The sequence below is a fragment of the Janthinobacterium sp. LM6 genome (assembly GCF_002002885.1).
GTDB classification, from domain to species: domain Bacteria; phylum Pseudomonadota; class Gammaproteobacteria; order Burkholderiales; family Burkholderiaceae_D; genus Janthinobacterium; species Janthinobacterium kumbetense.
The window spans coordinates 1,816,410-1,839,128 of record NZ_CP019510.1 but is presented as its reverse complement, the minus strand read 5'-3'; the positions used below and the strand labels follow the sequence as shown (position 1 = coordinate 1,839,128).

The window sequence follows — 22,719 nt, the reverse complement described above, 5'->3', positions numbered from 1 at the left end:
GCATATCATACGCCTCCTGTCGAGGCTGCTTGCGAGACACAGGACGGCCCGCCGTACAAAATCGGGCAAAAGGCGAAGACACTGCGGAAGGCACTGCGAATACCTGCAAGCATATACCTAAAGTATTCTTCCGAGAATTAATATTAGTTGCAGCTCAGCTATTAATGTGCGTTTCGCGCCACATTTGCCATTTGACGGCGAGCCGGGTCGGCAACAAACAACACAAGGCCAGGGCCACCCACCAGTGGCGCGACATGCCGCCGCCGGCGGCGTGGCGCAGCCCGGCCAGCGCTTCGCCGCGGCGGCCCCGCGCCAGCGCCGCGCGCGCCACGCTGACGCGCGCATCGGACACCAGCCGCAAGGCGGAACGGCGCGCCGGATTGGCCGCCGGCCAGGCCCGGGCGCGCCGTTCCAACCGTTCGAACGTGGGCGCCAGCACATCGGCCGACTCGATCGCGCACAGGCTGCCGGCCACCTCGACACGGTAGGCCACCAGCTGTGCCGGCGTAAACACCAGCGTCAGGCGCTCGGCCAGCCGGAACCACAAATCCTGGTCCTCGCCGGCCGACTCGCCTTCCGGGAAGCATGGTTGCAAGGGCAACAAGTCGCTGCGAAGGATGGCCACCGAATTCGTGCAGAAAAACGGTCCGCCACGGCGGCGCCGCTCGAAAAAGTCGTCGAGCAGCCGCGTCTCGCGCACGGCCCCGCCCTGGTAGCTGAGCGCCGCGGTGCGGCTGTCCGGTATGCGTTCGAAGCCGCAGGCGAAAAACGATCCGGACGGATGGGCGCGCGCCATGCCCACCATGGTTTCCAGATACACGGGGCCATACCAGTCGTCCGCATCGAGAAAACAGATCAAGTCGCCGCGCGCTTCGAGGATGCCGCGGTTGCGCGCGCGAGAGACGCCGCCATTGGCCTGGCTGACCAGCCGCACGCGCGCATCGGCGCAGGCCCGCACGCGCTGCGCGCCATCATCGCTGGAACCGTCATCGACCACCACCACTTCCCAGTCGGCATGGGTTTGCGCCAGCACCGAGGCCAGCGCCGCTTCGATATACGGCCCCTTGTTATACAGCGGCACGATGACCGAGCACAGCATCAAGCCATCCCCGGCACGCGCACCTTGCGCGCCCTGACGGCCTGCTGGTCGGCCACCGGGAAATACGCCGTCACGATAATGAGCAACAGCAGATGCGTCATCGCCTCGGCGGCAAAGCCCGTCAGCGACAGCGGCACTTCGCTGATCGAACGGATGGCGATGAGGACGAACAAGGCCATCGACAGGCCCTGGCTGGCCCGCGCCGTGCGCGCGCACGCATACAGCAGCGCCATGGCATACAGCACCAGGCCGATGGCGCCGATGGTGCCGGCGCTGGCCAGGCTCTGGTAAAACTGGCTGTGCGCATGGGTGGCGTATGGCATGCCGATGCTGATGCGGAACGCGTCATCCCACAGCGGCAAACCGTAGCCGAACACGGGATTCTTGTGCCATTCCTGCAGCGCCACCTGCCAGATCACGTCGCGTCCCGTCAAGCTGATCAAGTCGGAGCCTTCGCTGCTGGTGGCAAAGTGCGCCAGCTTGGCATCGATATTGCCAAACATCACAAACAACATGCCCAACGTACACAGCAGGATGAAGCAGAAGATGCCGATGATCGACAATTGCGGGCGGCGGTAATCGAACAGCCGCTCCTTGATCTGTTCGCGGAAACCGAAATAGGCGACGCAGGCAAAGCACAGGAGGCAGGCGATCCAGCTGGTTTTCGATTGCGCCAGCAGCAGGCTGCCCAGGCCCAGGCCCCAGGCAAACAGGTTCAGCGGGCGCCAGCCATAGGGCTTGCGCCACAGGCACAGCAGGAACACCACCACCATCGGTCCCAGGCTGTTGGCGTGATTGGCCAGGCCCGTATAGCGGATGCTGAGGAAGGGAATCAGGCCGTGGTAATTCCTGTTGACGACCATGTTCGGCTTCCAAGCAAACACGGCTGCGCTGAGCACCAGGAACAGCAAGGTGGCGTTGCGCATCGAGATGACGCTCAGGTCGACCTCCTTGTGCGTCATCAGCAAGGCCGCATAGCCGGCCAGGAACATGTACAGGTATTCATGCGACACACTGGTATGGCGCCCCAGCACGGCCGGACTGACGATATTGCTGAGGAAGTATACGAACAGCGCCCAGAACAGCAGCATCGGTATCGGCTGGAGCTTGTCGCGCGTAGTCAGGCGGTGCAGAATGCGCTCGCCGCAGGCAAAGATCGCGAACAGGGACGTGAGCCGGCCAAACCAGGAGCTGGCCGGGTGCCGCGCCAGCGCCTGCATGCCCATCTGGAGTTCATCGCCCGAGACATCGCGGTTCGACAGGATGGCCGCCACGGCGATCGACAACAATACCGGATAGAACACGTACGGCACCAGGCCCGTCTCGCGCTTGCTGCCCCAATGGATGCTCAAGGCGATCACGAACACCACCACCAGCGCGGCGACCACGGCAAACAGGCCAAACAGTATTTCACTCATGTAGTTCTCGCGTATCCAGTAAGTTGTCGCGCGCGCCACAGCGGGCGCGCAAATAAGAGACCACCCTGGCCGGCAGCGGCGGGCTGAAGCGGGCAAGCATGCCCACCGCGCGCGTGCCCAGCAGTTCGGGCCAGGCCAGCACGGCCAGCAGCAGGGTCAGGCCGCCGAACAGCGCGCCGCCCAGGAATGCCGGCAGCGGATGGCTGCCGCCCAGGCCGCCCAGCATGGCGCCGCCCCAGCTGCCGGCGGCGGCCAGCAAGCCCATGGCCAGGCCGCGCGCGGCCAGCGGCGCCAGATCGCCCAGCCCCACCTGCAGGCGCAGGCACGCCACCGTGCCCACCACCAGCGCCCGCGCCAGCAAGGTGCCGGCGGCGATCATGGCGACCACCGCCCCGCCCTGCCCCGCCCACAGCACCAGCGCCGCGCCGGCCAGCGCGATCAGCGGCAGCTGCAGCAGGCTTTCCAGGTGCTTGCCGCCCGTATTCCATAAGATCGGCGTCGACATGCCCCACGTGATGTACGCGGGCATGGCCAGCGCCAGGATGCTCAGCACGATGCCCGACTCTTGCCACACCTTGCCGTACAACACGCCGATCAAGTCCGGCGCCGTCATCGCCAGCAGCACGAACAGCGGCAGGATGATGATCCAGATGGTCGCCAGCACCGACAGATACGTGTCGCGCAGGCGCGGCAGATCGTCCTGCAGCTTGGCGCCCGTGGCCAGGAAGGCCGGCTGCAAGGCGCTCAGGAACAGCGAGTTGGGCGTATTGGCCAGGTTGTAGCCGACCGCATACACGCCCACCGCGTGGGCATTCAGGAAGCGGCCCAGGAACACGCGGTCCATATTGTTCAGGCACCAGTTGCACAGATTCGTCACGAACACCGTCACGCCCACATTCGTCGAGCGCCGCGCGCCCTCGTACCACAGCAGCGGCTTGAGCGAGAAACGCGTGCGCGCATACGTCAGCACCAGCGCCGTGGAAGCCTGTCCCAGCCAGGCGCACACGAGGGTCCACACGCCGGCGCCCGCATACGCGAGCGGCAAGCCCACCAGCAGGTAGCCGACGATGTAGCTGATCACCTGGATGATGTTAAGCCAGCGGAAATCGAGGGCGCGCCGCAGCAGGCTGCTGCCCGGCGCCGTCAGCGCATTCAGCAGGCAGGTCAGGCTCATCCAGGCGATCACGGGCGCGATGCGCGGTTCCTTGAAGTACGCGGCGATCCACGGCGCCATGAAAAACAGCAAGCTCATAGCCGCCAGGCCCGTCAGCGCCTGCCACGTCACCGTGAAGCGCACGTCTTCCTCGCTGAGCGTGCGGTTTTGCACCAGCCCCCAGGAAAAACCGAAATCGGCCAGAAAGTTGCTAAATGTCAGCACAATCAGTCCCATCGCAAACAAGCCGTAGTTTTCCGGCCCCAGCAGGCGCGCCAGCACCACTTGCGTGACCAGCTGCAGGCCAAACATGAGGACCGTGCCCATCGCCGCCCACTTGACGGCGCTGACGCTTTTCTTGTTGATGTCGCTGCTCATGATTCTCGCTGTCCGCCACGCCGTGCCGCGCCCGCCGGCGCTTTGTCATCGTTCAAGCCATGCCTCATCCGGGCGGCGCGCCGATCAGGCGGCTGCGCTGCGCTGCCGGCATGCTGGCCAGCAAGCCGTTGACGAAATCGGCCTGCAAGCGGTAGGCGCGCGGCAAGTCCGTATCGATGCTCGACACGCGGAACAGCATGGCGTCGGCCACGGTGCCCGTCAGGCCATAGCGCAATTGCTCCAGGCGCTGCTGCATGCCCACCTTGCTGATCTTGTCGCCGATGGTGATCCAGTAGGTGATGGGCTCGCTGCGGTTGCCATTCACGGCCAGCAAGCGCTTCACGGGCAGGCTGCCGTAGGCCGAGGCCAGCTCGCCGTATTCGTCGCGCTCGACCTGGAAACCCTGCGCCGCGTAGCACACTTCCGGCTTGTGCACGCCCATGTTGTCGCTCTGGTCGCCGCCGTACGCGATCGACAGCATCACCCGTTCGCCGTGCCCATTGATGTAGGTGCGCGACAAGGTCTGGTTGTAGATCTTGTTCAGGCGTTCCTGGGTTTCCGGATCCACCTGCAGCGGCACGATGGAACTGTCGACGCGCCAGTCGCCGAACGCTTGCGGTATCGCCGCTTCCAGCGAAAAACTCGGGCGCTGGTCGGCCATCTTCACGCCCGGCGCCACGCCGTGGCTGAGGACGGCTGCGCCCAGCAGCAAGGCGCCCAGCAGCATATTCATGCGCAGTGCCGCGTTCATGTCGACGCTCCCACGGTTGGCGCGCGGCCCGCCTGGCGCTTGCGCACGATCCACTGCAGCAAGCTGTCGACACTGAGGATCAGCAGCAGCGCGGAAATGAACAGCACCATGCCGGCGAAGCCATGCAGGAAGCCCTGCCCGGCCGCGTCGCCGAAGTAATACGTGATCAGGGTCAGCACCATCACGCGGATGACATTGGCAGTAAAGGAAATCGGCACGATCAGCAGGGCCAGCACGATGTTGCGGAACGGCGAAGTATGCCGCACCAGGTTCAGATAGAACAGGCCCAGCGCTTCAAGCGTCAGCAGGGTCTGCAAGCCGGCGCAGGCGTCGGCCACCAGCAGCTGGTACTGGCCGATCTGCAGGATCACGCCATTGCGGGCGATCGGATAGCCGGCCAGGAAAAGCAGGTGTTCGGTCACATACGAAACCGCCATTTTCATCGGCATGGTCAGGGTCGTCACCAGCGGCAGCGGCAGCGGCACCATGAACAGCATGAAAAAGAAGGGAAACCACAGGATGCGCGCGGCAATCCAGCCGCGCTTGAGCAGCAGCAACGACAGGCCGGTGCCGATCAGGGCAAGGATTTCCAGCGACAGGATATGCTGCGAACGGCCCAGCACATACAGCAGCAGCGAAACGGCCAGCAGCGGCCAGCCGGCGCGGGCCGGACGGGCGCCGGCGCTCTGCGCCAGCATCTCGGGCCATTTGCGGTAGATCAGCCACAGCGACAGGGCCAGGATGATGGGACCGTGCGCCTGCTCTTCGGTGGACCAGATGCCGCGGAACAGCCCGACCAGGCTGGGCGCGAGCATGGCCAGGAAACCCAGCGCCAGCGGCAGCCAGTCCGGCACGGCGGAGCGGCCGGCCTGCGCCGGCGGCATGGCGTGGCCTGGCGCAGTCATCAAAAGTCGACCATCACGGAACCGACCACCTGGGCGCCGCTATGCGTCATTTGCTCGGCCATGGCCGCCACTTCCGCCATCGGCGTCTTGTTCTTGCGCGCCACCAGCAGCACGCCGCCGGCACGCGCCGCCACGGCCAGCGCATCGGAACCGGTGGCATACGCCGGCACGTCGTACAGCACCACGTCGTAGCGGCTTTCCAGCTGCTTGTTGAGCGTGACGAAGGAGGTACGGCTGAGCAGTTCCTGCGGATTCGGCGGCAAGGTGCCGGCGGACAGCACCGACAGCGCGACAAACGATTCCACCTTGGCGATGATATCGAGTTCGGCGCGGCCGGCCAGCACGTCGGACAGGCCCTGGCGCGTCTTCAGGTCGAAGATTTCCTGCTGGCGCGGTGCGCGCAGGTTGGCGTCGACCAGCAAGGTGTGCTCGCCCAGCTGGGAAAACACCACGGCCAGGTTGGCCGCGAACAGGCTGGCGCCGTCGCCCGGCTCCATGCCCAGCACCACCAGCGACTTGCTGCCGCGGGCGAACCAGCGCAGCATCAGCTGGCTGCGCACGGCGCGCAGGGTTTCCACCTGGTGGCTGAAAGGCTGGTAGGCGGCCACCAGTTCCTGCGGATACTTGCCGGCGCCCGGCTGCAGGTACGGGTAGTCGAACTGGCGCGCCAGCACTTGCTCGATATCGGCTTCCGTGATCAGGCCCAGGCGCAAGGCCGCTTCGCCGAAGCGGATGCCCAGTTCCTTTTGCATGCGCAGCACGCGTTCGGCGTTTTCCGGCGTGATCTTGCCCGATTCGAGCAACAGGCCGCCAATGCTGGAATCGGTGCCGCGCGCCAGCGGCGCAGTGGTATTGAGGAGGTGTGGACTTGAAGTCATGATAGGTTCCATCTCAGTTCAGGCGCAAACGGCGCGGCAGCATGCCGCGCATGCGACGCTGTTTAGGTTTCCAGTCGACCACGCCGAACACGGGAATCTGCAGCACTTCGCTCAGGTCCTGGTCGGAACGGATACGGCGGTCCAGCAATTCGGCCAGCAGCGCGATGCCGCAGCCCAGCATGAGGCCGAGGAAGATCGACAGCAGCACGTTGCGGAGAATCTTCGGGCTGTCCGGCTCGATCGGCGCCGTGGCCGGATTGAGCATGGCGATATCGGACTGCTCCGCCTGGCCTTCGATGCGCGTCTGCGACAGGCGCTGCGAGGTCACGTCGAAGGCGCGCTGGGCGCTTTCCACATCCTTGCTCAGCACGCCCATTTCATCGCGCGTCCGGTTCAGTTCCAGCACCTTGGCTTTTTGCGCCGCCAGTGCGGCGCGGATCGCGCCTTCGCGCTGCTGCAGGATCTGCGCATTGTTGCCCACGCTTTGCGAGGTGGCGCGCGTCTGCTCGGCCAGGTCGCGGCGCAGCTTGTCCACTTCCGCCTTGGCGCTCTGGTATTGCGGGTGATTGCGGTCCAGGCGCTGGCCCAGCTCGGCCAATTTACCCTCGGCATTGCCCAGGCCCAGCTTCAGGCTCTGGATCAGCGGATTCGACGCGACGTCCGGCGATTCGGACAGGTTGCCGCCCTGCGCCATGCGCTGGCGCGAATTGGCTTCCATGGCCTGGCCCTGCGCCAGCACCAGTTGCGCCGACAGGTCGTTCAGGCGGTTCGATTCCACATCGAGGCGGTTGTCGACGCTGACGATGCCATTGTCCTGCTGGTATTTCGACAGGCGGCTTTGCGCGCGCTCGACGTTGTCGCGCAGCAATTTAGTCTGGTCATCGAAATACGTCGTCGCCTTGCGCATCGGGTCGACCTTCAGCTGGATGCTGACCTTTTGATACTGTTCCGCAAAGGCGTTCGAGACGGCCGCGACGAATTGCGGGTCGGCGCCCTTGAAGCTGACATCGACCACGCTGCTTTCGCGCGACGGCATCACTTCGAGTTTCTTCAGCAGCAAGTCGGCCAGCCAGTCGCGCACCGTGCCCTTGCCTTGCGCCGCGTCATTGAACTGGGCGATCACGGCGGGGCTGCGCGCCAGTTCCAGCTGGTCGACGACGCGCAAGGCCACATTCTTGCTGCCGATAATATCGACCTGGGTCGCCATGTAGCCAGGCAGCAACTGCCCCGGCATGGTCATGCCCGTCAGGGGATCGACGCCCTTGTAGTTCAGCAGCAAGGTGCTGGTGGCCTTGTAGGTCTTCGGCAGCACCAGGCTGACGCCCAGCGCCAGCGCCACGGTGATCATCAAGGTCAGCAGCACAATCTTCTTGCGTGCCCGAAGGATCAGCAATAGTTGGGTGAGGTTCATTTGGAAACTTTCAATACAAAAAGGTAGGGAGCCAGTTGCTCTTAGAACAGGCTTTCCTGGACATACACGACATCGTCGACGCGCAGCAGGTCGTCATGCTTGACCGACAACACTTCCATCTGGCCTTCCGCATTGCGGCGCTTGACGCGCACGCCGCGTTCGGTGCCGCGCAACGTCAGGCCACCGCCCACGGACAGGGCTTGCAGCACGGTCATGTTGCGTTCCAGGCGGAAAGCGCCCGGGCGCTGGACTTCGCCGTAGATGTAGAAGCGCGGCGCGCGTTCCACGTAGATGATGTCGTTGCCGCCCACTTCCATGTCGCCCTTCAGGTCGCCGTTGCGCACGATGTCGAGAATGTCGGCCACGTCGCGCGTGGCAGTGCCGCCGCGCTTGCGGATCACGGTGATCTGGTCGGCGCCGTCAGGACTGACGCCGCCGGCCATGGCCAGCATGTCCATCACGCTGCGCTTGCCTTCCACCGGATAGCGGCCCGGGCGGTTGACCTGGCCCAGCACGGACGCCTGCTGGCTTTGCAGGCTGGTGACGATGATGTTGACTTGCGCCTTGCGCAGGAAGCCGCCGCTCTCGAGCAGGCCGCCCAGTTTCTTTTCCGCTGCCGAGGTGGACAGGCCGCCGACGGCCACCGCGCCCACCAGCGGGAAGGTGATTTCGCCCGCTTCGCTGACGCGCGTTTCCAGGCCCAGGTCCGGGTTGCCGTAGACGGAGATTTTCAGCACATCACCAGCCCCAAGGGGGACATCGGCTGCACCGGCCATGCCTGCGGCGAGGGCCAGAAAGGCCGCCATCATCCAGTTTGCGAGTCGTTTCATGATTACAGATTCCCGTTGGTAGATTGCTGATGTTTAACTACTTGTCGATAAGTCACTTATTTCAATCCAGCCACGCCGCGCTCGTTGGCCTCATGCGCGCTGTTCGCCGGCGCCGCTGCCGCAGGTGCGCTGGCCGTAGCCGAGGCCGTAGCCGCTGCATCCTTGTTGAAATACTCGATCTTGGCGCTGGCGCGCAGACGCTTCAGTTCCGCTTCGGCCGCATCCTTGTTCTTCTTGTTGGCCAGGAACTGCTCGATTTGCGGCGCCGCCGCGTCCAGGCCCACCGGGCTGTCCTTGATATCGGCCAGCGCGATGAGCAGGCTGCGCTCGCCTTCGCGCACGATGAACAGCTGGCCCTTCGGCATCGATTGCAGTTTGCTGCTCAGTTCGGGCGCCAGGTCGGCGCTGGTGCGCGATACCTGCGTGCGGCCGAACGCGATCTTGTGCTCGTCGAGCCATTGCGCCACATCTTCCAGCGACTTGGCGCGGTCCATGACGGCTTTGAGCTCATCGTTCAGCGCCGCCGTCGGGATGACCAGCTCGCGCAGATCGAATTGCTTGCGCTGGCTGAAGAACAGCGGGTTTTTCGCGAAATACTCTTCCACTTCGGCTTTGCTCGGGCGGGTGGCCGCGCCGATGCGCTTTTGCATGTATGCCTGGGCAACGATCAGCGCCTTGGCGCGCTCGATGGCCTGCATGACTTTCGGATCGCGGTCGACCTTTTCCTTGGCCGCTTCGTTCTGCAGCAACTGGCGGTCGATCAGCGACTCGAGCAACTGCTTGCTGGCCGCGGCCTGCTGCGGCGCCTGCACGCCGGCGCGCTGCAACTCTTCATTCAACTGCAAGACGGTGATTTCTTCGCCGTTCACGCTGGCCAGCGCCTGGCCAGCCTTTTTTTCCTTGTTGCCGCAAGCGGACAGGCCGGCAGCGGCCAGCAGGACCAGGGCGGCGCACAACACACGTGGCGCGGGGCGGGAGTGAATAAAATGATTCAAGCGTGCTCCTTCGGATGACAGGTATGACGGGGGTGGAAAATCCGGCGCAGTATAACGGGCCATGGCCAGGCTGCACTGCACGGATGCCCCGAAAAATAGTTATTCGTCAAATAATTAACAATATTGTAAACATAATACACATAATGCATGACGACAAGCAAAATATTTGCTTAAAAATCTACTAATGAGATATAAAAACAACTATTTCCACAGTCTACTTGATTGCAAAAAATTATGTATTGCGTGGTTCAGACCGACTTTAAAATCGATAGTTGGCGCGTGCCGTCCCGGACGGTTTCCCGTCAGGGTGACGCACGTCCGGCAGGGGCAAGGCCGGATACTGCTCACATCGTGAACCCTTTCCAAGAGGAAAGTAATGGCGCATGGCCGGCACGACTCGTGGCAAGGTGAGCGCGGAGTGGTCGCGTAATGCGCTGGTGCTCTATAGATGCTCCATTTTAACGCGTATTGACTCCGTGCAAAGTATATTCAAACGCTATTTTTTCCTGCCGGCAGCATACTGACGCTCAATGGGCGTTCTCTCGCGCCAGCACCACTTTGACCGTGCGCGCGATAATCCACAGATCCAGCCACAGCGACCAGTTGCGCAGGTAATCGAGGTCGAAATGGATGCGCGCCTCCATCTTGTCCAGCGTTTCCGTCTCGCCCCGCAAACCGTTGACCTGGGCCCAGCCCGTAATGCCGGGCTTGACCTTGTGGCGCAGCATGTAGCCCTTGATCAGCTTGCGGTACTGCTCGTTGTGCACGACGGCATGGGGGCGCGGCCCGACGATGCTCATGCGGCCCTGCAAGACGTTGAGAAATTGCGGCAGCTCGTCGAGCGAGCTGCGGCGCAGGAAGGCGCCGACGCGCGTCACGCGCTGGTCGTTCCTGGTGGCCTGCACTACATTGTCGCCATCTTCGCCCACCGTCATGGAGCGGAACTTGTAGACGACGATTTCCTCGCCATACAGGCCATAGCGGCGCTGGCGGAAAATCACCGGACCTTTCGAGGTGGTCTTGACGGCGATGGCGATGACCAGCATCACCGGCAGCAGCAGGATCTGGATCATCAGCCCCAGCACGATATCGCTGCCCCGCTTGACCATGCTGTTAAAGCCCGTGAACGGCGATTCACGGATGGCGATGACGGGCATGCCGCCCACGTTGTCGAAACGCGCCTGCATCAGGTCGAAGATATAAATATCGGGCAGGAAATACACGGAAGCCGTCGTATCTTCGAGCTCGTCGAGCATCTTGCGGATGCGCGGCTGGGCCGAAATCGGCTGGCTGATGAAGATCATCTTGATGTTGTGCTCGCGCACGTAGGAGGCGATATCATCCATGCGCCCCAGCATGGGTTCGCGCATCTTTTCCGGCCAGCGGTCGTCCGTGCGGTCATCGAAAAAGCCGTGCACGTGCATGAACAGGTTGGCATTGCGCTCGACGGTGGCGGCAAACTTCAGGCTGGCGTCGTTGGCGCCGATGATGACCACCGAGCGCACTTCGCTGTCGCCGTCCGGGCGCAGGCTGAACCTGCGCCCGGCCAGGTGCCCGGCCAGCAGCACGAAGGGCGTGAGGACAAACCAGGCCAGCACCACTTCGGTATCGAAATGATAGGCCAGGCCCGTGGCCGAGCCCAGGAAGGTGAGGATCAGCGCGACGATCGTCCAGCCGACGAGGATATCGCGCGCATACGCCAGCATGCGGCCGCTGCGCCAGGTACGGTAGGGGTCGACATGCTGGTATACCGTCGACGAAATGAAGACGGCCAGTATCATCAGCACCAGCGTATAGCCGGTGAAGGTCGAACCCGACAAAACCGTCATCAGGTACAGCAAGCCCATGATGATGATCGGGTCGAGGACGCGCTGGAAAAACGAAATCAGGGGTATATCATTGACAGTCATGTTGATCTTTAAAACTGTACGCTGCCATTGAAGGAAATGCCCTTGGCCCGGTAGCTGCCGCTATCGATGATGGCGACGCCTTCGCGCCGCTCGTGGAACACGCGCACGCCAAGCTGGATTTTCCGGTGCGGCGCATACGTCGCGCCCAGCGAGGCCGTGCGCGTGGTGTCGCGCCCGTCGCCGGGCAGCACCAGGCCGCTGACGGCCTCGAAATCGCGCCGTTCCTGGCGCAGCTGCGCATCCACGCGCACCTTCGACGTGGCCGTCCAGGTCGCGCCCAGGCTGGCGCCCGTGTTCAGGCTGCTCGTCACCAGCGAATTGTCGACGGAACCGAATTCGCGCCAGACGATGCCCGTGAAATTGACCTTGCCCAACGGCTTCCAGTACACGCTCAGCCGGCCATTCGTGCCGCTGGTATCGCGACCGGACAGCAAGTTGTTGCGGTGGCGCACCCAGCCACCGAGGAATTCCATCTGCGTGATATCGCTGAAATCCCAGAGGACGTTGGCCTTGACCTCGTCCTGGCGATAGCCGTTGCCGTACACATTGGCGTCGAGCGCGCCGCGGTTCGGATACTTGCCATTCAGGTGGCGCAGCTGCAGGCCGACGCGGCTGTTGCTGCGCGCCAGGTAGTCGACGCCAAATTCCGTCGCGTCTTCCACCCAGTTGGAAAACGCCTGCGACGGCAGGTCATACGAGTAGCGGTCGCGCGACAGGCCGCTGCGCACGCGCCAGCTGGGGTGGAAGCGCCATGCGCCATTCACGTACTCGCGGCGCTGCGTGCGCAAATTGCGCACCGAGCTCTGGAAGTCGCTGAACGGCGTCAGGGTCTGCGAATAACTGGCGCCCACATGGCCTTCCAGGTGGTTGGCGATGTGCCATTCCAGGTCGGCCAGGTAATCCTTGCCGTCGTAGTCGAACTGGCTGAAGCGGTTGAAGCTCACCTTCGACCACTTGGCCTGCCCCGTCAGTATCTGGCGGCCGATGGGACGGTTGAACAGGAAGCCCGCCTGCAGCATCCTCGACGTATCCGAGCGGGGGCCGGAAAAACCCGGCACAGCGTCAGGCAGGCGCATCAGGTTGTCGTCGTACGAATAGGACGTGGCAACGAAAGGCTTGATGGTATCGCTGATATCGGCCACGGCGGCGCCGCTGGCCAGGGTGCCCAAGAGTAACAGCGCAACCGGCAAACGCGGGCTGGCCGTGAAGGCGGCGGCAACGGCTTTTTTACGCAAGGAATTCAACATGGATTTTGTCTTTGAAAGATCACACAGTTGATAGGCAATACTACCAGTAAATCCAGTGCCCACCGGAAATAATCCAGAGGCCCAGCACGCCGTTCGTCACGCCGTGCGCGAGGATGGGTGACCACAGGGACTGGCTACGCATGTACAACAAACTATAGACTGCACCGGCCACCATGCCGGCCAGCCATAAATTATGCTCAAAGCCAAACAGCAACACGCTGATGGCGAAGGCCTTGGCGCTGGCCAGGCGCGGATCGGCCCGCAAAAAGTCCGGCTTGTCGATCCAGCGCAGCAGGAAGGAGCGCCAGAACAGCTCCTCCATCACGGGCACCACCAGCGCCGCGCCGGCGATGCGCAGCACTACCAGGCTCCACTCGATGCGGCCATCGGTGCGGGGGTCGAAACCGTCCGGCTTGCCGATGCTCATCCAGCTGGCGTCGAGATTGATCCACAGCAAAAAAACAACAATACCGCCCGCCAGCGCCCCGAGAATGGCACGCGCGCCCAACGGCGTCCACCGCAATTCCGTATAACTGCGGCGCCAGTACAACAACAAGCCCAGCACGACGCCGATCTTGACGACATACAGCCAGCGCAAGTCCTGCGCGGCAACGTCGAGGCGGCCGAGCACGTCGGCAATGGCAATGAAGGAGAGATAGGCCAGGAATGGCGCTACCCGGGGCAAGGCGGCGCGGTCAAACATGCTGCCACGCATCGGAGGAGGAGCTACGCGCCGGACGCGGTGGTCCGGCGCGCATGTTTTTCATGACAAACATGCATCCCCCGATGTAATAAATATAATTATATAATTATATCAAGCAGAACCGTTGCCGTGGCAAATAATCCTGACTTAATTACAACAGGGTATGCAAAAAAGCATCAGCTATTCGCGCGCGCCTCGATCTGCTCCCACTTTTCCAGCGCTTCCAGCAGTTCGCCTTCGATCTCGGCCACGCGCGCATTCAGGCGCTTGCCTTCGGCTGGCGTCTTCTTGTAGAAGTCCGGATGCGACAGTTCGGCAGCCAGCACCGATTGCTCGTCTTCCAGCTTGGCGATCAGTTTCGGCAACTCTTCCAGCTCGCGCTGTTCCTTGTAGCTGAGCTTTTTCTGCTTGGCGGCCGGCGCGGCAGCCTCGACCTTCACGGCCGGCTTGCTGGCAGGCGCCGTGGCGATCGGCAAGGTGCGCACGCGCTCCCAGTCCGTGTAGCCGCCGACGAATTCGCGCCACTTGCCCTCGCCTTCGGCGACGATCACTTGCGTGACCACATTGTCGAGGAAGGTGCGGTCATGGCTGACGAGGAAGACGGTGCCCGTGTATTCTTCCAGCAACTCTTCCAGCAATTCCAGGGTATCGATATCCAGGTCATTGGTCGGCTCATCGAGCACCAGCACGTTGGCCGGCTTGGCGAACAGACGCGCCAGCAGCAAACGGTTGCGCTCGCCACCGGACAGCGACTTGACGGGCGAACGGGCGCGTTCCGGCGCGAACAGGAAGTCGTTCAGATACGTCATCACGTGACGGCGCTGTCCGTTGATCTCGACCCAGTCGCTGCCCGGCGCGATGGTTTCCATCAAGTTCGCCTCTTCGTTCAGCTGCGTGCGCATCTGGTCGAAATACGCCACTTGCAGCTTGGTACCCAGGCGGATGGTGCCCGTGTCCGACTGCTCTTCGCCGAGGATCATCTTCAGCAGGGTGGTCTTGCCGGCGCCGTTGGCGCCGATCAGGCCGACCTTGTCGCCGCGCAAGATGGTGGCGCTGAAATCCTTGACAATGACCTTGTCGCCATAGATCTTCGAAACGTTTTCCAGGTCCGCCACGATCTTGCCCGAGCGTTCGCCGGCCGAGACGTCCAGCTTGACTTGTCCCTGCTGTTCGCGGCGCGCATTGCGCGTCAGGCGCAGCGCTTCCAGGCGGCGCACGCGGCCTTCGTCGCGCACGCGGCGGGCCTTGACGCCCTTGCGTATCCACACTTCTTCCTGCGCCAGGAACTTGTCGAACTTGGCGTTTTCCACTTCTTCGATTTCCAGCTGCTCCGCCTTGCGCACTTGATACGCCGTGAAGTTGCCCGGATACGACAGCAAACGGCCGCGGTCGAGCTCGATGATGCGCGTGGCAACGTTGTCGAGGAAGGAGCGGTCATGGGTAATAAACAGCACGCTGCCCTTGAAGTCGCGCAACAAGCCTTCCAGCCACAGGATGGAGCTGAAGTCCAGATGGTTGGTGGGCTCATCGAGCAGCAGCACGTCGGGCGCCGACACCAGCGCGCGCGCCAGCGCCACGCGCTTCTGCATCCCGCCGGACAGGGTTTTCATGGCCATGTCGCCCGTCAGGTTCAGACGGTCGAGCACGGTTTCCACCTTGTTCGGCAAGCTCCACGCATCGGCCGCATCGAGTTTGACCTGGATGTCGTGCATGCGTTCCATCAGTTCGTCGTCATTGCCCTGGCCAAACTGGCCCGTCAACGCATCGTATTCCTTCAGCCACGCCTGCGATTCGCCCATGCCGGACGCGACGGCGTCGAACACGGACATTTCCGGGTCGAATTGCGGTTCCTGCTCCACATACGCGATCTTGATGCCTTGCTGCATCACCAACAAGCCGTCATCGAGCTTGAACTTGCCCGAAATAACCTTCAACAGCGACGATTTACCCGTGCCGTTGCGGCCGATCAAGCCGACCCGCTCCGAGGTTTCCAGTGAAAATTCCGCGTGATCGAGCAGCGCGACGTGACCGAACGCAAGTTGCGCCGATGAAAGAGAAATGACAGCCATAATGAGTAAGAGTGCTCGGGCGCCGTCTCGCGCACACCGCGTGGTGTGCAAAACAGCCGCCGATTGGATGAATGAAGCACGCATTGTACCGATAACTCGGACTTCAATCGCCATCGACCAGTAATTACCGCCTAGATGATCACAGGCTGCCGACGCGCGTTGCGTGGAAACGTGGTGTCGCCAGCAGGAATCGAACCTGCATTTAAGTCTTAGGAGGACCTTGTACTATCCATTGTACGATGGCGACACGCGCAGCGGCATTATACAGGCTAGTTCCGGCCATTGACAGTCCGGCAATCGGGCGCGTGCGCGGGGCCGGCGCCTCAGTGTCCTGCCACCTGGCGCAATGGCGCCGGCAACGCAGGCGATGCCGAAGGCAACAAGGGCAGGATTTGCTGCGCCGCCAGATCGTGCGCCACCGGGTTCCAGTGGCCGTCCATCGGCAGAAAATCCATGCGCTCGCGCTGCTGCGCCCAATGGCGCGCGAATACCGGCTGCATGTCGACCACCTGATGGCCGTGTCGCAGGGCCGTCTGGATAAAAAATGCGCGATCGCCGGCTTTCCAGTTGGGTACCGCCTTCTGCGGCGCGTACAGCATGTTCCGGTCCGCATCGACCAGGAAAATAAAGCGCGTATCGCCAGCGCCGCCCAGCGCGTGCAATTGCGTCATGTAGTATTCGAGCGCGGCGGCGCGGCGTGCATCAGGTGCGCTGGCGGCCGGCTCCTGCGCCGCGGCAGGAGGGCTGCGGCGCAACTGGCTCATCAACCAGTCAGGAAATTTCAAGTTGTAATAGATGTAACGGGCCAGGGCCGAATAGGCGACCAGCCGCTTGGCCTTGGACTCAACATAGGGAACATGCACCAGCTTGATATCGTTCCCTTCGCTGACAAACATGCTATGGCCCCGCTGCGCCGGCGCCAGGATGTCGAGCATGTCCGTCGGCTCGACGAACATCACCACCGTGCGCGGATGCAGCTGCGCACGCGTATGACGGAACACCTCCAGCGCGTCGGCAAAGCCGTTGCCCGAGGCAGAGGCGGCATACACGCCGCCGCCCAGGGCTTGACCCAGCCGGCCTTGCAGAGTTTCCGGATACTCGAGCATCAGGCTTTCGATAAAGCTGTCGCCGATGACAAGAACCGCCGCGCCATCCTTGAAATCGGGGGAGTTGGTAAAGCCCTGCCGATTCGTCTTGCCATGCCGGGCATTCGCCAGGGCCCAGCCGTGCGAATACACGTAGTCCTGCTGCGGCAGATAACGGGCATATGGGCGCTGCTCGCTGCTCTGCTCCATGCGCAATCCGGACACCACCGGCATGCATTGCAGGAACGCTTCCAACGCCAGTGCCGTGACCAGCACACCCAGGCCTATCGCAAATATGGAGCGCATATGATTTGTCAGAAATTAAAATACAAGAATTCAGAAACGCCACGCGTCTCGCTAATTGCCAGCAAGACCAGGCAAAGCATCAACATGGCCCCCAGCAAGACGCTGCCCCGGCCACTATCCAGGCGCTGCTCCGTCGACAGGCGCAAGCCTCGCCCCAGCAGCTCGTATACATTCGGCAGGAAGAAAACGATGGCGGCGCACACGCCCAGCCACCACAGGCAGGAACTCAGCTGCATGATGCGGTTCACGCCCAGCATGCTTTCCTGCATGGCGGGCGTCAGCGTGCCGCCGCCCATGGCTTGCAGCACGTCCAGCGCCACCTCGAGGGAACTGGCGCGAAAAAATACCCAGGCCAGCACCACGGCAAAAAAAGTCGCCAGTGCGCCGCCGGCCCGTATCGCCAGGTTGCTGCGCTGGCCCAACAGATGGCGCAAGGCATGGTTGACGATCAAATAACCGCCGTGCAAACAGCCCCAGACCACAAAGGTCCAGTTGGCGCCGTGCCACAGTCCGCCCAGCAGCATCGTGATCAGGAGGTTGCGGTAGCGCAAGAACCCACCCTTGCGGTTCCCGCCCAGGGGGATATACAGATAATCGCGCAGGAAATTGGACAGCGTGATGTGCCACCGACGCCAGAAATCGATGATAGAGGTCGCCTTGTATGGCGAGAGAAAGTTAATGGGCAAGATAATGCCGAACATATAGGACAAGCCATACGCCATGTCGCAGTAGGCCGAGAAGTCGAAATACAGCTGGAAGGTATAGGCCAGCGCGCCGGCCCATGCCTCCAGCATGCTCAAATGGGCGTGATGGAGGTCGAAGACGGGTGCGACGTAGCGCGCGATGCCATCGGCCAGAATGACTTTCTTGAACAGGCCAATCGTGAAGAATGCAAGGCCGACGATCAGGCGCCCGCGGCTGAAAACATGCGATTCGGCCTGCACGAACTGCGGCATCATCTCCTTGTGATGCAGAATGGGACCGGCGATCAGGTGCGGAAAGTAGGTGACGAACAGACCATAGCTTTCTGGCTGGTAATCCTTGACCTTGCCTGCGTGGCAATCGACCAGGTAGGCGATTTGCGTGAAGGTAAAAAACGAGATACCGATCGGCAAGGTAATCCCCAGCGGCTGCAATGTCGCCCCCGTCAGGGTGGCAATATTGCTGATAAGAAAATCAAAATACTTGAAAAACACCAGCAGCGACAAATTGAAGGCGAGTCCGAGCCACAGCCAGTGCTTTGCGTCGCGCTTGCGGCCCGTCTCCTGGCGTTTCGAAACGACTCGGCCAATGCTGAAGTTGCAACAAATTGACAGCAGCAGCAGCGGCAGGTAGGCGACATCCCAGTAACTATAGAATGCAAGCGAGGCCAGCAACAGGAAAATTATGGATAGCCGCAGCGAGTATTTTGACAGGAGAAAGTATCCCAGCAACGCCAACGGCAAGAACACCAGAAAGAACGGAAATGAATTAAATAACACGGTGCAATTCCATAAAGTTGCTTATACGTAACGCGTTGGCGGCCAGCAATGGCAAGTTTATGCTCTTAACGCTGATATTTGTTTATTATTATTCTGAACATGGCAACGAGACGAACTCTTGCCCGCATAAGGTGCGGGCATGCGCCGTACTGCCACGGCCAGGCGCGCCGTCGCTGTCAGCCATTCCTGCACACCGTTTCCCGCCACGCTGCCGAACTAGTACCAGCGTGCTGCCTTACTTGACACGGATGGTTGCAAACGGCGTCATGCTGAATTTCCTGTGCCGCACGGCGCCTGCACCAATAAGCAACAAGCCGGCCAGCATGAGTTGCAACATCGCGGGCTCGGGCACGGCGCTGACGCTGAATACTTGCATGGCGCCAAACGTGACATTCGGATAGGAGCCATACGGCGCGCCATCGAGCAAGCTTGCGCCAAAGATGCCATTGACCGGGTCGATGTACGAGTAGCGCGAAGAAATGCCATTGGTGCTCAGGTCCGCCGACATGCCCAGGTCGGCGCCGATGCCGAACGTGGGGCCGGCGTCGATGTCATTGAAGGTTTGATACGCCCCCACCGAGTCCAGCGCATAGGTTTTCGGCGTCTGCCGGAAATACTGGCCCGACGTCAGGTTGAAGATGAAGGCCGTGCGGTCGCGGTCTTCCGGCGTCATGTTGTAAGTACCCGACGAATTCCAGCTTTGCGGGTTGTAGCCGCCCACCAGCCAGGTCTGGCCGGCGGCGTTGCTCGCCTGCATCACGGAAAACGTGCGTCCCTTGCCGTCGGCGGCCAGGTGGAAGTCGCGCGAGGTGTCGCCCGCCGACTTCGTGTAGATGGCCGTCAGCGCCAGCGGGCCTTCGCCCAGCCAGGCGGACAGCTGCGCTTCCTGCGCGCCGTTGAGCAAGGATTGCGCCGAGGCGACAGGAACGCTACCGATGCACAGCAAGGCACCGGCGAGCAAGGTGACGGGCCGCACCGCCTTGATTTTCAGCATGATTTGTTGTTGCATCGCTCCCCCTGTGTATATGCCGCGAATTTTCGGCATATCAATATAGCACAGGGTGATATATTAATTGCATTAATTTATTTCAATTGAAATGCAGTTAATGCAATAGTTTATTGCAGCCATCATGGCGGCAGCACCGCCGTCACCTCGATTTCCACCCTGGCGCGATCCTCGATCAGGCCGGCCACCTGCACGGCCGTCATGGCAGGAAAATGCTTGCCGATCAGCTCGCGGTAAGCCACGCCGATTTGCGGATACGCCGCCACATACTCCTTCTTGTCGAGCACATACCAGTTCATGCGCACGATGTGCTCGGGCAAGGCGCCCGCCTCCGCCAGCACGGCGACGATATTCTGCAAGGCCTGGCGCACCTGCCCCGCAAAATCGTCCGTATGGAACTGGCCCTGCGCATCCCAGCCTATCATGCCGCTGACGTAAACCGTGCGTCCGCTGGCGGCCACCCCATTCGCATAGCCGCGCGGCCTGGCCCATCCCGGTGGTTGCAGCACTTGCATCGTGTTCTCCTCGTTGTTGATGCGGTTCATGCTGCTCATGCGTCCGCCGCCTCGCGCAGCAATTCGCGCGCGATGATCAATTGCTGTACTTCGCTGGCGCCCTCGTAGATGCGCAAGGCGCGGATTTCACGGTACAGGCGCTCGACCGGGTGGTCGCTCACCACGCCCATACCGCCGAACAGCTGCACGGCCGCGTCGATCACCTGCTGCGCCGTTTCCGTGGCCGTCAGCTTGGCCATGGCCGCTTCCTTCGTCACCTTGCGGCCCTGGTCGCGCTGCCAGGCGGCGCGGTAGGTGAGCAGCGCGGCCGCGTCGATGCCGGTGGCCATCTGCGCTAATTTTGCCTGCGTCAGCTGAAAGTCCGCCAGGGTCTGACCAAACATCTGGCGCTTTGTCGCGTGGCGCAGCGCCTCGTCGAAGGCGCGCCGCGCAAAGCCCAGCGCGGCGGCAGCCACCGACGTGCGGAACACGTCCAGGGTGGCCATCGCCACCTTGAAGCCCTGCCCCGCCTCGCCCAGGCGCTGCGTGGCGGGCACGCGGCAGGCATTGAAACGCAGGCGCGCCAGCGGATGCGGCGCGATCACGGCGATACGCTCGGCGATTTCCAGGCCGGGATTGTCCGCGTCGACGATGAAGGCGCTGATGCCGCGCGCGCCCGGCGCCTCGCCCGTGCGGGCGAACACCACGTAAAAATCGGCGATGCCGCCGTTCGAGATCCACGTCTTTTCGCCGTCGAGCACGTACTCGTCGCCGTCGCGGCGCGCCGCGCACGCCATCGCCGCCACGTCGGAGCCGGCCTGCGGCTCGGACAGGGCAAAGGCGGCGATGCGCTTGCCGCTGGCCACGTCCGGCAAATAACGCGCCTTGTTCTCCAAGCTGCCGAACAGGCCGATGGCGCCCGAGCCGAGTCCCTGCATGGCGAAGGCGAAATCGGCCAGCCCGTTGTGGCGCGCCAGGGTTTCGCGCATCAGGCAAATGGCGCGCGTGTCGATCTTGCCATCGGTGCCGGTGGCGTAGGTCAGCCAGCCGCCCTGCCCCAGTTGCGCCACCAGCGCGCGGCAGGCGGCATCGACGTCGGCGCCATGGGCTTCCTGCAGGTGCTGCGAAGCCCAGACATCGAGTTCGCGTTCAAGTTCGGCATGCCGCGCTTCGAAGAACGGCCAGTCCAGGTAAGTCGTATCACGCGTGCTACTCATGTCAATCGCCCTCGAATTGCGGTTTTTCTTTCGCCACGAAGGCGTGATAGGCCCGATGAAAATCGTTGGTGGCCATGCAAATGGCTTGCGCCTGCGCTTCCGCCTCGATAGCTTCGTCGACGCCCATGTTCCACTCCTGCTGCAGCATTTTTTTCGTCATGCCGTGCGCGAAGGTGGGGCCGCTGGCCAGGCCGGCGGCGAACAGCCGCGCCGCCTGCGCCAGTTCTTCCGGCTCGACCAGGCGGTTGAGCCAGCCCCAGCGCTCGCCCTCGGCTCCGGCCAGCGAGCGCCCCGTGTACAGCAGTTCGGCGGCACGGCCCTGGCCGATCACGCGCGGCAGCAAGGCGCAGGCGCCCATGTCGCAGCCGGCCAGGCCCACGCGGGTAAACAAAAAGGCCGTCTTGCTGCGCGCGGTGCCGAGGCGGATATCGGAGGCCAGCGCCAGCATGGCGCCGGCGCCCGCGCAAATGCCGTCGATGGCGGCGATGATGGGTTGCGGGCAGGCGCGCATGGCCTTCACCACGTCGCCCGTCATGCGCGTAAACGCCAGCAGGCCGGGCATGTCGAGCTGCGTCAGCGGGCCGATGATGTCGTGCACGTCGCCGCCCGAGCAGAAATTGCCGCCGCTGCCAGTGATCACCACGGCCTTGACGTCGTCCGCATGCGCCAGCGCGCGAAACAGTTCGCGCAATTCCGCATACGAGTCAAAAGTGAGCGGATTCTTGCGCTCGGGCCTGTGCAAAGTCAAGGTGGCGACGCCTTCCTCGACGGAGAATAAAAAATGCCGCGCGGCGTAATGGCCCAAGCTGGCGCGGTTGCCTGGCAGGTCTTGCGGCTGGCCGGGTAGATGGCGCATGCTCAGTCCTTTATAGGGGTGTTATTCAACTGCTGCTTCATATGCGACAGCAGGTCGATCAATTGATTTTTGTCGTCCGGCGTCACGCCGTGCAGCAATTCAGCGATCCAGCCTTCGTGCACGCGCGCCATCTCGTCGAAGGCGCGCCGGCCCGCCGGCGTCAGCTTGACGCTGTACGAGCGCCGGTCTTTCGGGTCGACCACGCGCGCCACCAGCTTTTCCTGCTCCAGCTGGTCGGTGATGCCCGTGATATTGCCGCCCGTTACCATCATGCGTTTGGACAGTTCGCCCATGCGCAGACCCTCGGGAAAGCGTTCCAGCTGCGCCATCAGATCGAAGCGGGGCAAGGTGATGCCGAAGGTGGCGCGCAAGCGCGTGCGTACCTCGTTTTCAATCTTGACCGTGCATGACAACATGCGCAGCCACAGCTTGAGCGACTGGTGGTGGTCCTGCGTCAGGCGGCTGGCCAGGTCCAGCACGGGTTCTGCCTGCGGGAGGTCGCGTTGATTATCCATTTTATCCATTGT

General features: G+C 62.5%; 20 protein-coding genes and 1 tRNA gene. All 21 read right to left on the bottom strand.

What is annotated here, in order from left to right; translation table 11 throughout:
- Positions 1-154 precede the first annotated feature (154 nt).
- A complete protein-coding gene (locus BZG29_RS08135) occupies positions 155-1,099 on the bottom strand; it encodes a glycosyltransferase family 2 protein (protein ID WP_077400974.1) in 945 nt (314 codons plus the stop codon).
- On the bottom strand, positions 1,099-2,517 hold the full coding sequence (locus tag BZG29_RS08130) for an O-antigen ligase family protein (RefSeq protein ID WP_077400971.1): 1,419 nt from the start codon (positions 2,515-2,517) through the stop codon (positions 1,099-1,101). Before BZG29_RS08130 ends, BZG29_RS08135 begins: the two co-directional genes overlap by 1 nt.
- Entirely contained in the window at positions 2,510-4,048 is a 1,539-nt protein-coding gene (locus tag BZG29_RS08125) for a lipopolysaccharide biosynthesis protein (protein ID WP_077400968.1), read from the bottom strand. The genes BZG29_RS08130 and BZG29_RS08125 overlap by 8 nt, the downstream gene beginning before the upstream one ends.
- A 64-nt stretch (positions 4,049-4,112) precedes the next feature.
- Positions 4,113-4,799, bottom strand: a complete 687-nt coding sequence (epsI, locus tag BZG29_RS08120; RefSeq protein WP_077400965.1) for an exosortase-associated protein EpsI, B-type — start codon at positions 4,797-4,799, stop codon at positions 4,113-4,115.
- Entirely contained in the window at positions 4,796-5,704 is a 909-nt protein-coding gene (xrtB, locus tag BZG29_RS08115) for an exosortase B (RefSeq protein ID WP_077400963.1), read from the bottom strand. The genes epsI and xrtB overlap by 4 nt, the downstream gene beginning before the upstream one ends.
- Complete coding sequence (gene epsG / locus BZG29_RS08110) at positions 5,704-6,582, bottom strand: chain length determinant protein tyrosine kinase EpsG (RefSeq protein ID WP_077409017.1); 879 nt, start codon at positions 6,580-6,582, stop codon at positions 5,704-5,706. The genes xrtB and epsG overlap by 1 nt, the downstream gene beginning before the upstream one ends.
- Positions 6,583-6,595: 13 nt before the next feature.
- On the bottom strand, positions 6,596-7,993 hold the full coding sequence (epsF, locus tag BZG29_RS08105) for a chain length determinant protein EpsF (RefSeq protein ID WP_077400960.1): 1,398 nt from the start codon (positions 7,991-7,993) through the stop codon (positions 6,596-6,598).
- Between the two features lie 41 nt (positions 7,994-8,034).
- The gene (gene epsE, locus BZG29_RS08100; RefSeq protein WP_077400957.1) at positions 8,035-8,823 is read right to left on the bottom strand and encodes a polysaccharide export protein EpsE; all 789 of its coding nucleotides are present in this window, start codon (positions 8,821-8,823) and stop codon (positions 8,035-8,037) included.
- A 56-nt stretch (positions 8,824-8,879) separates the two neighbouring features.
- Positions 8,880-9,818: an EpsD family peptidyl-prolyl cis-trans isomerase gene (locus BZG29_RS08095; protein WP_253192822.1), complete on the bottom strand. Its 939-nt coding sequence runs from the start codon at positions 9,816-9,818 to the stop codon at positions 8,880-8,882.
- A gap of 527 nt (positions 9,819-10,345) precedes the next feature.
- Positions 10,346-11,728 carry an undecaprenyl-phosphate glucose phosphotransferase gene (locus BZG29_RS08090; protein WP_077400954.1) on the bottom strand — a complete coding sequence of 461 codons (1,383 nt, stop codon included), beginning with the start codon at positions 11,726-11,728 and terminating at the stop codon, positions 10,346-10,348.
- 8 nt (positions 11,729-11,736) lie between these two features.
- Positions 11,737-12,975: an XrtB/PEP-CTERM-associated polysaccharide biosynthesis outer membrane protein EpsL gene (gene epsL / locus BZG29_RS08085; protein ID WP_077400951.1), complete on the bottom strand. Its 1,239-nt coding sequence runs from the start codon at positions 12,973-12,975 to the stop codon at positions 11,737-11,739.
- 40 nt (positions 12,976-13,015) lie between these two features.
- The gene (locus tag BZG29_RS08080) at positions 13,016-13,678 is read right to left on the bottom strand and encodes a CAAX prenyl protease-related protein (protein ID WP_171984959.1); all 663 of its coding nucleotides are present in this window, start codon (positions 13,676-13,678) and stop codon (positions 13,016-13,018) included.
- Between the two features lie 176 nt (positions 13,679-13,854).
- Positions 13,855-15,747, bottom strand: coding sequence for an ATP-binding cassette domain-containing protein (locus BZG29_RS08075; RefSeq protein WP_077400945.1), 1,893 nt, complete (start codon positions 15,745-15,747; stop codon positions 13,855-13,857).
- A 172-nt stretch (positions 15,748-15,919) separates the two neighbouring features.
- Positions 15,920-15,994: transfer RNA gene (locus tag BZG29_RS08070), tRNA-Arg, on the bottom strand.
- A gap of 76 nt (positions 15,995-16,070) precedes the next feature.
- On the bottom strand, positions 16,071-17,138 hold the full coding sequence (locus BZG29_RS08065) for a hypothetical protein (protein WP_077400942.1): 1,068 nt from the start codon (positions 17,136-17,138) through the stop codon (positions 16,071-16,073).
- An 8-nt stretch (positions 17,139-17,146) separates the two neighbouring features.
- On the bottom strand, positions 17,147-18,514 hold the full coding sequence (locus BZG29_RS08060) for an MBOAT family protein (RefSeq protein ID WP_366928709.1): 1,368 nt from the start codon (positions 18,512-18,514) through the stop codon (positions 17,147-17,149).
- A gap of 340 nt (positions 18,515-18,854) precedes the next feature.
- Entirely contained in the window at positions 18,855-19,628 is a 774-nt protein-coding gene (locus BZG29_RS08055; RefSeq protein ID WP_253192821.1) for a PEP_CTERM-anchored TLD domain-containing protein, read from the bottom strand.
- Between the two features lie 119 nt (positions 19,629-19,747).
- Positions 19,748-20,140, bottom strand: a complete 393-nt coding sequence (locus tag BZG29_RS08050) for a RidA family protein (protein WP_035828787.1) — start codon at positions 20,138-20,140, stop codon at positions 19,748-19,750.
- Positions 20,141-20,175: 35 nt separating this feature from the next.
- Positions 20,176-21,336, bottom strand: coding sequence for an acyl-CoA dehydrogenase family protein (locus tag BZG29_RS08045; RefSeq protein WP_077400933.1), 1,161 nt, complete (start codon positions 21,334-21,336; stop codon positions 20,176-20,178).
- 1 nt (position 21,337) lies between these two features.
- Positions 21,338-22,192, bottom strand: a complete 855-nt coding sequence (locus BZG29_RS08040) for an enoyl-CoA hydratase family protein (protein WP_077400930.1) — start codon at positions 22,190-22,192, stop codon at positions 21,338-21,340.
- A gap of 2 nt (positions 22,193-22,194) precedes the next feature.
- Complete coding sequence (locus tag BZG29_RS08035; protein ID WP_077409015.1) at positions 22,195-22,707, bottom strand: MarR family transcriptional regulator; 513 nt, start codon at positions 22,705-22,707, stop codon at positions 22,195-22,197.
- Between the last annotated feature and the right edge of the window lie 12 nt (positions 22,708-22,719).

What these genes read in the sequence shown, in the direction of transcription:
- BZG29_RS08135 (WP_077400974.1), bottom strand. Translation starts at nt 1,099, where the DNA reads ATGCTGTGCTCGGTCATCGTGCCGCTGTATAACAAGGGGCCGTATATC.
- BZG29_RS08130 (WP_077400971.1), bottom strand. Translation starts at nt 2,517, where the DNA reads ATGAGTGAAATACTGTTTGGCCTGTTTGCCGTGGTCGCCGCGCTGGTG.
- BZG29_RS08125 (WP_077400968.1), bottom strand. Translation starts at nt 4,048, where the DNA reads ATGAGCAGCGACATCAACAAGAAAAGCGTCAGCGCCGTCAAGTGGGCG.
- epsI (WP_077400965.1), bottom strand. Translation starts at nt 4,799, where the DNA reads ATGAACGCGGCACTGCGCATGAATATGCTGCTGGGCGCCTTGCTGCTG.
- xrtB (WP_077400963.1), bottom strand. Translation starts at nt 5,704, where the DNA reads ATGACTGCGCCAGGCCACGCCATGCCGCCGGCGCAGGCCGGCCGCTCC.
- epsG (WP_077409017.1), bottom strand. Translation starts at nt 6,582, where the DNA reads ATGACTTCAAGTCCACACCTCCTCAATACCACTGCGCCGCTGGCGCGC.
- epsF (WP_077400960.1), bottom strand. Translation starts at nt 7,993, where the DNA reads ATGAACCTCACCCAACTATTGCTGATCCTTCGGGCACGCAAGAAGATT.
- epsE (WP_077400957.1), bottom strand. Translation starts at nt 8,823, where the DNA reads ATGAAACGACTCGCAAACTGGATGATGGCGGCCTTTCTGGCCCTCGCC.
- BZG29_RS08090 (WP_077400954.1), bottom strand. Translation starts at nt 11,728, where the DNA reads ATGACTGTCAATGATATACCCCTGATTTCGTTTTTCCAGCGCGTCCTC.
- epsL (WP_077400951.1), bottom strand. Translation starts at nt 12,975, where the DNA reads ATGTTGAATTCCTTGCGTAAAAAAGCCGTTGCCGCCGCCTTCACGGCC.
- BZG29_RS08080 (WP_171984959.1), bottom strand. Translation starts at nt 13,678, where the DNA reads ATGTTTGACCGCGCCGCCTTGCCCCGGGTAGCGCCATTCCTGGCCTAT.
- BZG29_RS08075 (WP_077400945.1), bottom strand. Translation starts at nt 15,747, where the DNA reads ATGGCTGTCATTTCTCTTTCATCGGCGCAACTTGCGTTCGGTCACGTC.
- BZG29_RS08065 (WP_077400942.1), bottom strand. Translation starts at nt 17,138, where the DNA reads ATGCGCTCCATATTTGCGATAGGCCTGGGTGTGCTGGTCACGGCACTG.
- BZG29_RS08055 (WP_253192821.1), bottom strand. Translation starts at nt 19,628, where the DNA reads ATGCAACAACAAATCATGCTGAAAATCAAGGCGGTGCGGCCCGTCACC.
- BZG29_RS08050 (WP_035828787.1), bottom strand. Translation starts at nt 20,140, where the DNA reads ATGCAAGTGCTGCAACCACCGGGATGGGCCAGGCCGCGCGGCTATGCG.
- BZG29_RS08045 (WP_077400933.1), bottom strand. Translation starts at nt 21,336, where the DNA reads ATGAGTAGCACGCGTGATACGACTTACCTGGACTGGCCGTTCTTCGAA.
- BZG29_RS08040 (WP_077400930.1), bottom strand. Translation starts at nt 22,192, where the DNA reads ATGCGCCATCTACCCGGCCAGCCGCAAGACCTGCCAGGCAACCGCGCC.
- BZG29_RS08035 (WP_077409015.1), bottom strand. Translation starts at nt 22,707, where the DNA reads ATGGATAATCAACGCGACCTCCCGCAGGCAGAACCCGTGCTGGACCTG.